Below are 16933 nucleotides of genomic sequence, written 5' to 3'. Positions count from 1 at the left end.
GCGATGAAACTCTATCATCGGTTTTTCCCTGTGGCAGGCATCGCACCGGTACTCTCTTTTACGCTGTTGCCGTTTACTCTCTCTCCTGTTGGCGTATTAGCCGCAGATAGCATCTCTCCTGAAGCTTGGTTGCAGGAACAAATCCGTATTGGTGAATCGACCCACAGGGACGATTTAGTTAAAGCATCGCTTTATCGGTTGGAAAAGATCAGTCCGAACGCTCCTGAAACCCTAGCAGCCCAAATCCGCTATGCATTGCGTCAGGGAGATATGACTACGGCAACCCGCCAACTGGAGCAGTTAAGAAAATTACAGCCTGACTCGGAGGCCTATCTGAGCGCTAAACTGCAAATCGCGCTGGCGCAGCCGGAGGGGAAAAGCAAGCTACAGCAGGCTCGATTACTGGCAACCGGTGGGCAATTGGCTCAGGCAAAAGCGGCTTATGATGAACTGTTTGAAGGCCATGCCCCTACGCTGGAGCTGGATATTGAATATTGGAACGTGGTACTGAAAATCCCAGGTCAGCAGGATTATGCATTGCAGCAGATGCAGGCGCTGCAAAAACGTTTTCCGTCTTCAGATGCGCTGAATATGTCCATTGCACAGCTTCTGTTTGATGAAGGAAAAGATCAGCAGGCCTATCAGGTACTGGAAACGCTGGCAGCTAGCCCCGGTGGCATCGGTAGTGCGGCTGAGCTGTGGTACAGCAAATTAAAAGAGATACCGGTTTCGGATCGGAGCGTGGCTCAGTTACAACATTTTGTCACCACCTTTGAGGGACAACCGACCGCCGTGGAAGCAAAGCAAGAACTGATTCGCCAGCAGACACAGTTACAGGATCCTCGCTATCGTGCCAGAGTTCGTGGTCTTGAACAGGTGGATAGCGGCGACGGCCTTAATGCTATCCCTTCATTAAAACAGGCACTCAGTGCTTCGCCGAATGATGCTGAACTGCTGACCGCCTTAGGGCAAGCCTATGCCCGAGCCGGGAATCGTCAGCAGGCTTTAACACAGTTTGAGAAAGCGAAAGCCAACGATATTACAGGCGATTATACTGCCAAGTTGGATAGCCTGATCAAAACCAATCGTTACTGGTTAACCATTGAACGGGCAGATAATGCCCTGAAAAATAAACGGTTAGATCAGGCGGAAACCCTGTACCGTCAGGCTAGCGCTATCGATGGTACGGATGCGCAAGGGTTGATTGGTCTAGGGGATGTTGAGATGGCCCGCAATAATACAGTGGCGGCCGAGTCTTACTATAAGAAGGCGCAGCATAGGGAGCCAGACAGTGGTAGCGCCGTTAGCGCACTGGTTTCGTTATATGAAAAGCAGTCTCCAGAAAAAGCACTTAGCTATATTCAGAGCCTGCCGGGCTATATGAAAAACCGCATGCGTAGCTCACTCAATGAGTTAACCGCTAGCAGCTTGAAACAGCAGGCGGAAGAGCTTGCTGCTGCCGGTAAACCTGCTGACGCAGAGGCAAAATATCTTCAGGTTCAGAAAATTACCCCCGATGATGTTTGGCTTACTTATCGTCTGGCTGGTGTGATGCGTACTCAGGGCAAGAACGCACAAGCGGATACCTTATTCAGTCGGGCGATGCTGCCCCATCAACGGGATGCTGGCTGGATATATGCTTATTCACTCTATTTGTCCGGCAGTGGTCGTGAGACACAGGCGCTGGCACAATTACAAACGTTGGATCGAACAGCATGGGACGATAACATTCGTGCGCTTGATACCCGCCTGAAAACATCCCAAATTCTGCAACAGGCTCAGCAAATTCGTGAAACAGAAGGCGAACCTGCGGCCATCACTTGGTTACAACAGCAGCCAGCCAGCACCCGTATCGATCTGACCTTGGCTGGCTGGGCAATAGAGCGGGAAGATGGTCAACAGGCTCAGGCGCAGTATCAAAAGATTTTGGCCCGGGAGCCGAATAATCAGGATGCCCTGCTGGGTGTGATTGACGCTCAAATTACGGAAGGCGACTTAAATGCGGCCAAAGCGTCTCTTGAGGCACTTTCTATTCAACCCCAAGCCAGTGATATCGCTACCGGACGCCGCTTAGCTTATCTCTGGTCGTTAGTGGGAGATGATATACGTGCTGGAGCAATATTGACCCCATTAAAATCAGCCGCATTACTATCTTCAACAGAACCATCAACAAAACCATCAATGGATAACGCTCGCCTGTGGCGCGATGTTGCTGCGTTTGATGAGAGAACCGGACATCCTGATGAGGCATTAAATGATTATCGCCACGCGATGACCGCCTATGGAATTACCCCTTCAGCAGAGATGGATGATGAGGCCTTGACCAAAGCGATGCGTCACGATCGGCAGGACGATTGGCTAAAACGGGGTATCAAATCAGACGCCGAATCTCTGTATAAACAGCAGTCGACCACGGTGACGTTGGATCATGACTACTGGGGCTCCAGCGGTACCAAAGGGATCTCTGATTTAACCGCTCATACAACCATGCTGCACATCGCTTTTCCTTTACAGCGCGGAACGGCTTTCCTACGCGGCGATTCGGTAATGATGGATGCGGGGAGCTTTAGTACCGACAGCCGAGGTGTGTATAACGAGACGTTTGGCACCTGCCGGGAAGTTGGCTGTAGTGACGAACGCAGTCAAAAGGATAATGGCGTTAGCGTAGCGACCGGCTGGCAGGATGATAACTGGCAAATTGATATCGGTACCACCCCGATGGGATTTGAAGTGGTTGATTGGGTGGGGGGGATTGGCTACAGCAATGATTGGCATAATTTGGGGTGGACGGTTACCGCCTCTCGCCGGCCCATTTCTAGCTCGTTGTTATCATTTGGGGGCGCGGTGGATCCCTACACCGGAACTCAATGGGGGGGCGTGCGTAAAAATGGTGTTCAACTGGATTTAAGTTATGACCGTGGTGGGCCAAATGGCGTGTGGGGAAATGTCGCTTATCATCAATTGACTGGTAAAAATGTAGCGGATAACCAGCGTATGCAGGCCATGACCGGTTACTACTATAAAGTGATTAACGAAAACGATCGTCAGGTCAGAGTTGGCTTAAATACCCTGTGGTGGCACTACCAGAAAGATTTGAGTGATTATACTTTGGGCCAAGGGGGGTATTACAGCCCTCAACAATATTTATCGTTTTCTTTACCGCTGTTATATCGCGAGCGCACAGAAAATTGGTCATGGGAGCTGGGTGGTTCAGTATCCCTTTCTCATTCTTCAACGGATAGCAGTAAGCGTTATCCGTTACAGGGGCTGATTCCAGATAGTTTGCCGGATAAATATGACACAAACGACAGCAGTAGCAGCAGTGGAACTGGGTATACATTACGAGCGTTAGTAGAACGTCGGATTACCTCTCACTGGAGTGTGGGAGCCGGTGTCGATATTCAACAGGCGAAGGATTATACCCCAAGCCATGCGCTGATTTATGTGCGCTATGCCCTTGAACCTTGGTTGGGAGATATGGATTTACCGCCTCAGCCGCTAACGCCTTATGCGGATTTTAAATGATAGTGGGTCAGATTACCGAGCGTTGTAGAATACTTTTGCCATAATGTGAGAAGTGAACGTTATAATATTTTACTCATCGCCAAGTGTGTAAATATATGGTTCAGTTATCAGGTCATTTGGAGATAAAAACTTGCAGGTAAAGCGTTCGCTGACAATCAAGCAGATGTCGCTAGTAACAGTCGTTGCTCTGGCGACAATTTGTATATTTATCGTAATACAAATGTTTGATTTTATTCAGCAGCGTAAAGAGGTTTACCACATCCAGCTCGACAATATTAGCTATTCTGTTTCGCAGCCTCTGGAACGCGCGCTATGGGATAGAAACATGAAAGAGATCCAGCGCGCGTTGGATAATCTGATGGAGCTGGAGTTTTTAACCAAAGCCAATTTAATTGTGAATACAGAGTTGGTTTCTGTTCACAGCCAACGCGGGCCCAATGGTAAAGTCCCTCATGTGGTAGAACAGCTATTGGCACTTCCCGTCGTTTCACTGATTCCACTCTACTCTCCAGAATACAATGCTATCGATCCCCAACCTATGGGGTATCTGGTACTGGAGGCGGATTCCTACAAACTTTATCAATATACGCTAAAGCGATTTTCAACCTTATTGGTTGCCTATTTGCTGCTGGCGTTTATGCTTTCGATTGCTATCAGTTGGTGCCTGAATCGTTTGTTAGTTTATCCACTGCGGGCTATCGCGGATGACCTCCGTACGCTGCCGATAGAAAACATTCAGTCTCATCAACTGACTTTGCCCCGATACCATCAGGATGATGAGCTGGGGGTGCTGGTACGCAGTTATAACCGTAATCAACAAGCACTGGTACAGGCTCATCACCAGTTGACCCGCCTGAGTACGCGGGATCCTATTACCGATTTGCCCAATTACACGCTGTTTCAGGAGCTTTTAAAGCAGCAGTTGATGAACAGTAGCCATGAAAAGCAGCCGTTTAGCCTGCTATTTATTAATTTAGATTCCTTTAAAGAGGTCTATCAGGCGTTGGGGCAAGAGCAGGGAAATCTTGGTCTAATCGATGCGGTTCAGCGCATGAGAGAAGTGCTGGGTGAACATACTCTGCTGGCGAGGCTTCATGGGGAAGAGTTTATTGTACTCAGCAAGTCGTTGGAAAGCCCGTTACACGCCATGCAACTGGCGCAGCGCCTGATCAAAAATATGACTTCACCGCTTAGCATTAATGAGTATCAGTATCAGCCGACCGTTAGCATTGGTATTACACAGTACCCCAATGATAGTGAAGAACCTGATGGGCTGATTGCCCATGCTCAGGCAGCGATGCTATTAGCTCAACGGCGGGGGAAAAATCAGGTTCTGTTTTTCGAACCGGATATGACCAATGATATTCAGCAACGGTTGATCATGGAGAATGAAGTCGTTCGCGGAATGAAAGAGAATCAGTTCCGCCTTTATCTTCAACCTCAGGTCAATATGGCTACCGGCCAGCCTTATGGGGCAGAAGCATTGATCCGTTGGCATTATGCTGAAGATGATATCCGCTATCCGGGGGATTTTATTCCATTGGCAGAAGAGACCGGATTAATTCTTGAGTTAGGGTTATGGGTGTTGGAAGAGGCTTGTACGACACTCGCCCACTGGAAACAACAGGCTATTCCGTTGACGCTATCCGTTAACCTATCGGTATTGCAGTTGCAGCAGCCTGATTTAATTGAACAGTTGAGTAGGTTGTGTCAACGCTACGATTTCTGCCCAAACAAGCTCATTCTGGAACTGACAGAAACAGCCAATATTTATGATTTAAAGGCTGTACTGCCAACATTAATAAAAATGCGCGAACTAGGCATTTCTATTGCATTAGATGATTTTGGTACAGGCTACTGTAATCTTAATTATCTTAGTCACTTACCGGTGGATGAACTGAAAATTGATAAGAGCTTTGTGGATGGATTACCAGACGATGACGAACTGGTACAAATTGTGAATTCTATTGCCCAAATTCTTTCCCTGAAGGTGGTGATCGAAGGAGTGGAAACTCAACAGCAGGCTGATTGGCTACTGTCGCACGGTATGCATTTTGCTCAGGGCTATCTTTTTTCCCGAGCGCTTCCCTATGAAATGTTTAAGGAAAAGTACCTGTCTTCCTATTATTAAGAAAATCGATATTGCCGTGAAGGTATGACGTTGACGAAATTGTTAATATTGTTAATAAATACACGGTCACCGATCAACAGAGATTGAAAAATACCCATTAACCAATTTTTGACCATAAAGTACGTAAAACCAGCAGTTGTGATGCGATCCAGTTCATATTTCTGATTTTTCCCCATTGGTTAATCAATAAATTAATATCCATTGTGTTAATTGGATGTTATTTTCCAGCGCTCTACACCGTGTTGCTAATAAAAATAAGGAAAGCATCATGAAATTAAATATTTTCAAATCACTTTATATTCAGGTGTTAATTGCAATAACGGCTGGGGTACTGTTGGGGCATTTTTGTCCTGAGATTGGTGCATCAATGAAGCCGTTAGGTGATGGCTTTATCAAACTGATTAAAATGATTATCGCACCGATTATCTTCTGTACTGTTGTTACCGGTATTGCCGGAATGGAGAACATGAAGGCTGTAGGCCGTACGGGCGGCATCGCGTTACTCTATTTTGAAATCGTGAGTACATTGGCCCTGTTGATTGGTCTGATCGTAGTAAACGTGCTCAAACCCGGCGCAGGTATGAACATTGATGTATCACAATTGGATGCCAGCGCTGTTGCTGCTTACGCAGATGCAGCGAAATCACAAGGTATCGTTTCATTCTTACTGGATGTTATTCCGGGTAGCGTAGTCGGTGCGTTTGCAAGCGGTAACATTCTTCAGGTTCTACTGTTTGCCGTGCTGTTTGGTTTTGCCCTGCATCGTCTGGGTGAAAAGGGTCAGTTAGTCTTTAACGTTATCGACAGCTTCTCCCGCGTGATTTTTGGCATTATCAATATGATCATGCGCCTAGCACCTATTGGTGCATTTGGTGCAATGGCCTTTACTATCGGTAAATATGGTGTAGGTTCTCTGGTGCAATTAGGACAGTTAATTCTGTGCTTCTATATCACCTGTGTGCTGTTCATCGTGTTTGTGGTTGGTGCAATTGCCAAGGGTTTTGGATTCAATATCTTCAAATTTATCCGCTATATCAAAGAAGAACTCCTGATCGTTCTGGGTACTTCTTCTTCTGAGTCTGTATTACCAAGAATGCTGGATAAGATGGAACGTTTAGGCTGTCAGAAATCGGTTGTAGGACTGGTTATCCCTACGGGGTACTCGTTTAACCTCGATGGAACGTCCATCTATCTGACTATGGCGGCGGTTTTTATCGCTCAAGCAACGAATACCGAGATGAGCGTGTTTAACCAGATCACGTTGTTGGTGGTGTTACTCCTGTCATCCAAAGGTGCCGCTGGGGTAACAGGCAGTGGCTTTATTGTATTGGCTGCAACCATCTCTGCGGTGGGTCACCTACCACTGGCTGGGTTAGCGTTAATTCTGGGTATCGATCGCTTCATGTCAGAAGCCCGTGCGTTAACTAACCTGATTGGTAATGGCGTAGCAACGGTTGTTGTTGCTAAATGGTGCGGTCAGTTAGACGAAAAGAAACTGCATGATGAGTTAGACAATCAGGGTTTCAAAGAGACTAAAATTGCCTAATTAGTCACCTCGTTTAAATGAAAGATCCTCACCTTGCGAACTGCACCCCAAAAGTTGGACATCAACTTTGGGGTGTTTTTTATCGGTATGAGAGATAAGTGGGGACAGTGAACCGTTTTTTACCACTAAAATTGATATGGAATAGGATTAGCTATAATTGGACTTAGCTTATGTGGAAATAAATCATTTCTCAGATATAATTTCATATGCAATAAAACTGTTTATTTTATAATCAAGCGTTGCTTCATTTCCTTCCGACGGCTTGCTGCTGGCGGTATTCTCTGCATAATGTCTCTGTTTGCAAGTTAGCCATCAGTTTTCTTATTTAAATGATAGTAGCATTAAGTGACATCTCGACAGCCTGCTTCTTTCAATAACAAAAACGACAAGGATGCAAATATTAGCTGTCAGACAATCACATTGATGTTGTCGGGTTGATATAAGCAGTAAATGAGGTTTCAGTATGCATAGTAAGTTTTTATGGTCCGCTTTAGGTGGATGCGTGTTGATAATGGCGGGAGCTGCTCAGGCAGAGCCATTAAAAACCGATCCAGCATGGCAAGAAGGAAAATTGGAAAATGGATTTAGATGGCAAGTACTTGCTACCCCACATCGGCCAAGTGATAAGATTGAAATTCGATTAGAAATCAATGCCGGCTCTCTACAGGAGAGTATTCCGCAAGTGGGTTTCTCCTATTTGTTACCGCGTCTGGCAACGTCTCGTACCGAGCATTTTAGCGGTGCGGGAATGCAAACGCTGTTTTCCCAAATTATTCCTGATGTGGGGCCAAAGTCACTGGTCGAAGTCTCCTACGATTACACTCGCTATAATTTGAGTCTGCCAAATAACCGGCCAGAAATATTGAAAGAGGCATTCAGTTGGTTATCGGATGCAGTGAACCGGCCTACCGTGACAAACGAGCAAATTCAGGCCATCCGGAGTGAGTTTGCTTCACCATTGGTTATGCTGCCATCTGGGCTGAACGATGCTTGGTGGCGTTATCGCATTAAAAACTCACCTTTAATAGGCCATGAGCCAGGGCAAGCCATTGTTGCAGACGCGACAGCAGAACAGTTGAGTGAGTTCTACAGCAAATGGTATACCCCGGATGCCATGACGCTGTATGTGGTGGGCAATGTTGACCGCCGGGTGTTGAACGATCAGATTAATAAGGCTTTTGGTGGCTTAAGCGGTAAGCGAGAGACCCCGGCGACCATTGCGGTACTCAGCGCATTACCGCCAACACCCGTTAGCTTTTCATCTCAGGGCGTGACAAAAGATCGCATTAGGCTGTTATGGGATGATCCATGGCATCCGGTCGTGACGACCACTTCGTTAGAGCGCCAGTGGTTGAGTATGATTGCCAATGACATGATTAAAAATCGTCTGAACCAGAAGCTTGGGCGTACCGTGTTGAAGGGTGAACCACTGGATATTGAGTGTCAGGTACAGTTTCAACGTTATAAATGCAATATGACGCTGGATGTGCAACTGCCTGCGCTGAAAAGCAGTATGAAACAGCTGGGTGCTGAGCTGGTGAAGCTGGATAAAGAAGGCATCACCGAAGCTGAACTGAAAACTTTAGTCGCAGCGCAAAAAGAGCAGTTGAATAAGACGATTGCCACTTACGCCAAAACCGATACCACTGAGATTATGAATCAGCGTCTGCTGATCCATAAAAGCGGCTCTATCGCTGTCGATCCAGAATCCTATCAGCAGTTGAATCAGAAGTTTCTTAGTGCGCTGACGATAACGGATGTTAATTCTCGCATTCATCAAATACTGAGTCTCAAGCCAACAATGGTGCTGACTCAGCCTGCCGGTGAGCCTGAAGAGAATGTTAAAGTATTAGCGGATTTACTCGATTCAATCATGACGCCAAAGGCGGAAGAAGCTAAGTGATTTGAGTAATAAGTAAAAGAAAAGCCCCGGACTGAAAAATTCAGCATCGGGGCTTTTTTATTTGATCTTTTCTCAGAGCGCGGGCATTGCATCCAGCGGAATAATTGCCCCGCGATACTGAATAACTGTACTGGCGGTTAGGTGGCCGCGTTTAATCGCGTCAACGACCTTTCCACCCTGTAAACGAACGGCGAGGTAGCCTGCGCTGAAAGAGTCACCGGCAGCAGTGGTATCAACCACCTTCTCTTTAGCCAGTTTAATCGCAGGAACGTCTTCCCGATCGCTACCGGTAGCGGCGATACAGGAGTCTGCGCCGCGCTTAATGATGATTTCGCTCACCCCGAGTGCCTGAGTACGGGTAATGACATTTTCGTACGGTTCTTCGCCCCACAGAGCATCTTCATCATCTAAAGTCAGGAAGGCAATATCGGTGCAGCAAAGTACATCATGGTAAACCTGCTGTGTTTCTTCACGGCTTTGCCACAGACGCGGGCGGTAGTTGTTATCAAAAATAACTTTGCCACCATGACTCCGACAGGCTTTCAGTAGACCAATGAGTTTCTGGCGACTTTCCTGATTGAGGATTGCGACACTGATTCCACTCAGATAGATATAATCAAAATGCGCCAGCTTTTGGCAAATTTCATCGGACTTATCGCGAGTCAGCCAATAACGCGCTGCGGCATCGTTACGCCAGTAATAGAATTTACGTTCGCCAGTGTCATCGGTCTCGATATAATAGAGGCCCGGCATTTTGTCATCCAACTGCTGAATTAAGTCGGTTTTAACCTTTTCTTTTTGCCAAGTGGTCAGCATTTGATCGCTGAAAACGTCAGTTCCCAGAGCAGTAACATAATGTACCGCCAACTTATCGTCCGGCACTTGGCGAGCAATATATACAGAGGTATTCAGGGTATCTCCGCCAAATCCACGGCTGACATTATTTTCTTTTTCAGAGAGTTCAATCATGCATTCGCCAATAACGGCAATTCTTTTGGTGGTCATTGTGTGGCATCCCAGTCTTAATTTTATTGGTCATTGGGATTAGTTTTATAACTTAGCAGGGGATAGTCAAGAAAAAATAAAACATTGTTTCAATAATTGTGGGATGACGCTTTTTTAGAAAAAAGCGGGTGCGTTTGTCTTGGTAATATCGCATAAAGCGAGTCAGTTATCTGCTAGATCGACTCTGGTGGTGTTTGACCGCTATTGGCATCAGTTATTTTTTGATTTTCCTGCGCGGTGGCAATCCAGGCGGCGCAGAATAAGGTTAAACGAGCGAAGAAGTAGAAAAATGCCAGTAAGCCAATAATTGACCCAAAAGCAGCACCAGAAGGAGATTGAGCCAACTGTGGTAACGTAATGGTCATGATGAATTTGATCGCTTCAAAACCGATTGCCGCCAGCAGGCTGCCTTTTAATAATGCTTTAAGGTTGGGGCGCTGTTTCGGCAACATCCAAAATATCCACAGGAACATAAAGTAGTTAGCGGTAATGGAAACCGTCAGGGCGATGAGTGTTAAAGCCGGTCTGAGCCAGACGATGCCCCCTAGCCCTAAGGCATTAACAATGACCTGCTGGGCTGAACCGGCAACAGAGGTGAGGGAAATAGTCACAATTAACGCAACCACTAACCCGGTTAGGGAGATAAAATCTTTAATATAGCGAAAGTAGAATTTGTCTTCCTCCGCCGGATTACGCTCCCAGACATCCCGACTTTGTGCGCGAATGGCTTCGCGTAAATTACCCATCCAACTGATGCCCGAGTAGAGCGCCACTAGCAGACCGGTTAAACCAACAGTAGTACGTTGGCGGATGGCGGTATTGACCGTATTTTCCAGCGTGGTTGCCAGATTAGGGTCAGAAACGCTGGTGACAATTTTATTGATAAGCTCAGCCAATAGCTCAGGGTTGGAAGCCAACACAAAACCGGCGGCGGCAAAAGAGACCATCAAAATAGGGATCAGCGATAGAAAAGAGAAATAAGTAATTGCGGCACCAAACTGGCTTCCCAGACGATCGTTAAAGCGTTCGGTAGCGCGCAGCAAGTGTGCAATGCTGGGGATGGCTTTGATTCTGTCTATTATCCGAGTGGCTGTTTTTATCGTGCGATTCATTAGGAAGTTCTTTCTATTCGTTCGGGTGGCTGAGGAAATCGCCGCATTTACTGTTATCTGATTGATAATAGCAAAGTTTATTTATATCGACAAAAATCGGGATAAAACAGCAGGGTAATGGTGCTGCAATAAAAAGGCGGGGTAATGGACTTCTTTCGCCGATAATGCAATAAAAAACCCGAATATTGCAGGAATATTCGGGTTTCGATTGATTTATCGCAGCGCGATTAGCGCATGGTAACAAACTCTTCTGCCGCCGTCGGATGAATCGCAACGGTGTTATCAAAGTCTTTTTTGGTTGCGCCCATTTTAACAGCAACCGCAAAGCCCTGAAGGATCTCATCCATCCCGAAGCCGATACCGTGAATACCAACAATCTTCTCTTCTTTACCGGCACATACCAGTTTCATTCGGCATGGCTGGCGGTGAGAAGTCACCGCGGTATACATTGCGGTAAAGGATGATTTGTACACTTTTACCTGCTCGTCACCGTACTGTTCGCGCGCCTGACCTTCAGTCAGACCAATGGTGCCGATAGGGGGGTGGCTGAATACCACGGTAGGAATATTGGTGTAATCCAGATGCTCATCCGGTTTGTTGTTAAACAGGCGCTCAGATAAACGACGGCCTGCGGCAACGGCAACCGGCGTCAGCTCAACGGCACCCGTGTTGTCACCAACGGCATAGATACCCGCCACGTTGGTATTCTGGAATTTATCAACCGGGATATAACCTTTTTCATTGGTCTTAATACCTGCCGCTGTCAGATTAATGTTATCCGTTGCAGGTTCACGGCCAATGGCCCAAATCAGGCAGTCTGTTACGTGCTCTGTACCATCTTCCAAATGCAGGGTTAAGGTGTCATCGGCATTTTTAACGATCGTTTTAGGGATAGCTTGAGTGTGCAGAGAAGGGCCTTCAGCCGCCATAACTTCAAGCAGCGTTTCTACAATCATCGGATCGAAAGTACGCAGAGGTGCATGTTGGCGCACGAACAAATGGGTATCAACCCCTAAACCATTCAGTACTCCGGCGATTTCCACCGCAATATAACCCGCACCAATAACCGCTACGCGTTTTGGCATTTCATCCAGAGCAAAGAAACCGTCAGAGTTAATACCGTACTCTGCACCCGGAATAGACGGCACGGAAGGGCGACCGCCGGTCGCAATCAGAATATGGTCTGCGGTAATTTTTTCACCGTTGACTTCAACCGTATGGGCATCAACAAAGCGAGCAAAGCCATGAATTACATCAACCTTATTGTTACCCAATACGCGATCGTAGGATTGGTGGATACGGTCAATATAAGCAGTACGGCTTTCGATCAATTTTTTCCAATCGAAACGGTTTACGGTGGTATCAAAGCCATAGTCTGGCCCATAAAGATGGATGGCTTCGGCGATTTGTGCTGCATGCCACATTACCTTTTTCGGTACGCAACCTACGTTTACGCAGGTACCGCCGAGGTATTTAGCTTCAACAATGGCACATTTCTTTCCGTAAGAGGCTGCACGGTTAATAGAGGCGATACCGCCGCTACCACCGCCGATAGCAAGATAGTCGTAATGTTTAGTCATGATATTGTTTACTTCTCTCTATAGCTAAGAGGGGATTGAGAAAGGTTCTCACAACCCGTTGGAGAATAAAAGCCCCGAGTGTCTGATCTACTGCTACATATCCGTATTCACTGACTGACAGGGGTCACTATTGGTGCTTAACCATTGATCGGGAATAGGAACCGACAAGGTATCGGATAAATCTTGTAACGTTTCGCTTAGCCACTGGTTCGCGTTATCAATTAACGCCAGTTCGGCTTGGCGGTTCTGTTCTGAATTTGCCACTGGTAATGTGCTGAACTCTTTAGACTCCAACACCCTCCCATGCTGATATTTTTCATATAGCCAATGCCCGTTAGTTTGGCGTTTGTATTGGGTACCATCGATAACTTTTTTCATCATGGCTCCACCGCGAAAACGAACGGGAAGTGCTTTACCCGCCAGATTATCAAACTTCCAACCAATGAAGTCATTATTGGCATCCGGGTCAGGGTAGGTCCAGAAATTGACGCCATAGCCGAGTTGAACATGCAACGTGGATGGCATACCGTTTTCATCAATATATTCTACCTGCACCACTTCCGGAGTGCTCTCCTGAAAACGTGTCACACTGATGTTTTCCTGACCCGATTTTACCGTTAAGGTGCAGCGTTTAATATCTGGCCACAGGGTCAGAAGTGCGCCATCGCCATCAGGAATTTCAGGTTTGGATTCAAGTTTACCATTGCGACTGCTTTTGGCTGGTGGAAAGGTGTAACCGCGGAGTTCTGAGGGTTTTTCACCATAAAATACCCATTTAGCCACAGGTGCAGGAAACAAAAATTGCCAAACCAGCCACCCGGCTAAAATCACGGTAGCGATCACCGAAAGGCTGATACCGACTAACTTATTTCTCTTCATAACCATTCTCAACTCGTACCACAACCGCTCAATGAGTGTTTACTCCGGTGTAATCCAGCTAACTTTAGTGTGACCAATACCTTCCGGTACCAGTACGCGATGCAGCCATGGCAAAACGGTATTCATTTGCTGTTCCAGCTTCCAAGGGGGATTGATGACAATCATACCCGATGCGGACATACCACGACGATCGCTATCCGGCTGAACCGCCAGCTCGATTTGTAAGATACGTCGAATGCCCGTCTCTTCCAGCTCTTTTACCATACGTTTGATTTGTTGGCGCAGCACGACCGGATACCACAACGCGTATACACCGGTAGCAAAGCGTTTATAACCCTCCTGAATACCCTGAACCACTGCCTGATAGTCAGTTTTGATCTCATAAGGCGGGTCGATCAGAATAAATCCACGGCGAGATTGAGGAGGAAGCTGAGACTTTAGTTGCTGATAACCATCAGCACGTAAAACTTTGCTGCGATCGTCCTTTAGAAACTCGTGGCGCAACAGGGGGTAATCTGTCGGGTGCAACTCAGTCATATGCAGTTGGTCTTGCTCTCGGAGCAGGTGACGGGCAATCAGCGGCGAACCAGGATAATATTTCAGATAACCGCCTTTGTTATAGGCGTTAACCGCAGACATGTAAGCTTCAAGCTCGGCGGGCATATCATCTCGTTGCCAGATTCGGGCAATGCCTTCCAGATATTCACCGGTCTTTTCCGCATGCTCACTACCTAAAAAATAGCGCCCGGCACCAGCATGGGTATCAAGATACAGAAAAGGTTTCTCTTTCTCTTTGAACGCTTCAATAATTAGGCTTTGAACGGTGTGCTTCACAACGTCGGCATGGTTACCGGCATGGAAACTGTGGCGATAGCTTAACATGGTGTTTTATACATTCCTGTGATTGACCTGTTGCCCCACCCGTGGTGATGACAAACAAGGTATTTATCGTCTGCAAAGCATACTGGCTAAAATTCTGGCCTGATATGGGGGATATGCTGCGTTATGGTGACCAGTATAAACTGTCTGACCGATAAAAAGTGAAAATCATTGTTGGCTATTGCCGCTCCCCGTGGATCTCCGCGTTTCTTATGCTATTAGTCGAATAGAAGGGAATATCTATTATTAGGATTAGTATCCCCAGCCATTGAATTCGACCATAATAGTCCACATGTTAGTGCTATCGCCAAATTTAAGGACTGTTTTATGACTAACCCATTGTTGACCTTCCAGGGGCTTCCCCCATTTTCTGCTATCACACCTGATGACGTTGTTCCTGCGATTAAAGCAGCCCTTGATGACTGCCGTGCTGCTGTGGAAAAAGTGGTTGCGCAACCGGGCCCATTTACTTGGGATAATTTGTGCCAGCCATTGGCGGAAGTTGACGATCGGTTAGGGCAAATCTGGTCGCCAGTGAGTCATTTAAATTCAGTCAAAAATAGCCCAGAACTACGCCAAGTCTATGAGCAATGTTTACCGCTGCTTTCTGAGTACGGCACTTGGGTTGGTCAACACGAAGGTTTGTATCAGGCATATCGCAACCTGAAGCAGGGTGAGGCGTTTAATAGCCTGAGCAAAGCGCAGAAGAAAGCGGTGGATAATGCCCTGCGTGATTTCGAGTTATCCGGTATTGGTCTGGATGCAGAGAAGCAAAAGCGCTACGGAGAAATCGTTTCCCGTCTTTCTGAGCTGGGCTCCACCTACAGCAATAACGTGCTGGATGCCACCATGGGCTGGACCAAACTGATTACCGAGCCGGCTGAGCTGGCAGGTTTACCGGAAAGCGCAATGGATGCCGCCCGTGAAATGGCGAAAGCCAAAGATCAGGATGGCTGGTTGTTGACATTAGATATTCCAAGCTATCTACCGGTCATGACTTACGGTGATAACCGCGAATTACGCCATGAAATGTATCAGGCGTTCAGTACGCGGGCATCGGATCAGGGCCCTAACGCGGGTAAGTGGGATAACACCCAAATAATTGAAGAGCTGCTGGCATTGCGTTATGAACTGGCACAACTGCTGGGCTTTAACAGCTATGCGGATAAGTCTCTGGCAACCAAAATGGCCGAGAACCCACAGCAGGTACTAGATTTCCTGAATGATTTAGCTAAACGAGCGCGCCCGCAGGGTGAAAAAGAGCTGGCGGACCTGCGAGCGTTTGCCAAAGAACATTTTGGTAAAACCGAGCTTGAGCCTTGGGACATCAGCTATTACAGCGAAAAACAGAAGCAACACCTTTACGCCATCAGCGATGAACAACTGCGACCTTACTTCCCAGAAGCGCGGGTGATGCAAGGGCTGTTTGAAGTATTGAAGCGCGTATTTGGTATGACGGCGAAAGAGCGCAAAGACGTTGATTTCTGGAACTCTGAAGTTCGTTTCTTTGACCTGTTTGATACCAACGGTGAACTGCGCGGTAGCTTCTATCTGGATCTTTATGCCCGCGAACATAAACGCGGTGGAGCCTGGATGGATGACTGCGTTACCAGCCTGCGCTATGCCGATGGTCATCTGCAAAAGCCAGTGGCCTATCTGACCTGTAACTTTAATCGTCCGGTGGGTGATAAGCCTGCGCTGTTCACTCATGATGAAGTGACCACACTATTCCATGAGTTTGGCCACGGCATTCACCATATGCTGACTAAAATTGATACCGCGGGCGTTTCCGGTATTAACGGCGTTCCATGGGATGCGGTCGAGTTACCAAGTCAGTTTATGGAAAACTGGTGCTGGCAGCCTGAAGCATTAGCCTTTATCTCCGGTCACTATCAAACCGGTGAGCCTCTGCCGCAGGAAATGCTGGATAAGATGCTGGCAGCTAAAAACTATCAGGCGGCGCTGTTCATTTTGCGTCAACTGGAGTTTGGTCTGTTTGATTTCCGCCTGCACTATCAGTATCTACCGCAGAAGGGAGCACAAATTATGGAAACCCTAGCAGAAGTGAAAAAGCAGGTAGCAGTAATGCCTTCACCAAGCTGGGGCCGCTTCCCGCACGCGTTCAGCCACATCTTTGGGGGGGGTATGCGGCAGGTTATTACAGCTATTTGTGGGCTGAAGTGCTGTCTGCTGATGCCTTCTCCCGATTCGAAGAAGAAGGTATTTTCAACGCCACAACCGGCCAGTCTTTCCTAGACAATATTCTGTCTCAGGGCGGTTCTGATGAACCGATGACGCTGTTCAAAAATTTCCGTGGTCGTGCGCCAGCGCTTGATGCCATGCTGCGCCATTACGGCATAAAGGGATAACGTT

Annotated in this window: 9 protein-coding genes and 1 pseudogene; 5 read left to right on the top strand and 5 right to left on the bottom strand. The window is 47.1% G+C overall.

What is annotated here, in order from left to right; translation table 11 throughout:
• The first annotated feature begins 3 nt into the window (after positions 1-3).
• From bcsC to HYN51_RS14745, 4 genes are all read left to right on the top strand, one after another.
• Positions 4-3525, top strand: a complete 3522-nt coding sequence (bcsC, locus tag HYN51_RS14765; protein WP_108902083.1) for a cellulose synthase complex outer membrane protein BcsC — start codon at positions 4-6, stop codon at positions 3523-3525.
• A gap of 220 nt (positions 3526-3745) precedes the next feature.
• Positions 3746-5656, top strand: coding sequence for an EAL domain-containing protein (locus HYN51_RS14760; RefSeq protein ID WP_230513984.1), 1911 nt, complete (start codon positions 3746-3748; stop codon positions 5654-5656).
• 268 nt (positions 5657-5924) lie between these two features.
• Complete coding sequence (locus HYN51_RS14750) at positions 5925-7202, top strand: dicarboxylate/amino acid:cation symporter (protein ID WP_108900714.1); 1278 nt, start codon at positions 5925-5927, stop codon at positions 7200-7202.
• Positions 7203-7665: 463 nt separating this feature from the next.
• A complete protein-coding gene (locus HYN51_RS14745; RefSeq protein WP_108900713.1) occupies positions 7666-9105 on the top strand; it encodes a M16 family metallopeptidase in 1440 nt (479 codons plus the stop codon).
• A 72-nt stretch (positions 9106-9177) separates the two neighbouring features.
• Here HYN51_RS14745 and kdgK read toward each other — a convergent pair whose 3' ends face one another.
• From kdgK to HYN51_RS14720, 5 genes are all read right to left on the bottom strand, one after another.
• Positions 9178-10110, bottom strand: coding sequence for a 2-dehydro-3-deoxygluconokinase (gene kdgK, locus HYN51_RS14740; RefSeq protein ID WP_108900712.1), 933 nt, complete (start codon positions 10108-10110; stop codon positions 9178-9180).
• Positions 10111-10283: 173 nt separating this feature from the next.
• Positions 10284-11222: an inner membrane protein YhjD gene (gene yhjD / locus HYN51_RS14735; protein WP_108900711.1), complete on the bottom strand. Its 939-nt coding sequence runs from the start codon at positions 11220-11222 to the stop codon at positions 10284-10286.
• A 227-nt stretch (positions 11223-11449) separates the two neighbouring features.
• Positions 11450-12802 (bottom strand): glutathione-disulfide reductase, encoded by a 1353-nt coding sequence (gene gorA / locus HYN51_RS14730; protein ID WP_108900710.1) that lies wholly within the window; start codon positions 12800-12802, stop codon positions 11450-11452.
• A 93-nt stretch (positions 12803-12895) separates the two neighbouring features.
• Positions 12896-13681, bottom strand: a complete 786-nt coding sequence (locus tag HYN51_RS14725; protein ID WP_157953054.1) for a hypothetical protein — start codon at positions 13679-13681, stop codon at positions 12896-12898.
• A 39-nt stretch (positions 13682-13720) separates the two neighbouring features.
• Positions 13721-14563 carry a 23S rRNA (adenine(2030)-N(6))-methyltransferase RlmJ gene (locus HYN51_RS14720; RefSeq protein ID WP_108900708.1) on the bottom strand — a complete coding sequence of 281 codons (843 nt, stop codon included), beginning with the start codon at positions 14561-14563 and terminating at the stop codon, positions 13721-13723.
• A 324-nt stretch (positions 14564-14887) separates the two neighbouring features.
• Between HYN51_RS14720 and prlC the strand changes: the two are divergent.
• Positions 14888-16929, top strand: a pseudogene (gene prlC, locus HYN51_RS14715) (oligopeptidase A).
• The last annotated feature ends 4 nt before the right edge of the window (positions 16930-16933 follow it).

The organism is Limnobaculum parvum, assembly GCF_003096015.2.
GTDB classification, from domain to species: Bacteria; Pseudomonadota; Gammaproteobacteria; order Enterobacterales; family Enterobacteriaceae; genus Limnobaculum; species Limnobaculum parvum.
This window is presented reverse-complemented; position numbering and strand designations above follow the sequence as displayed.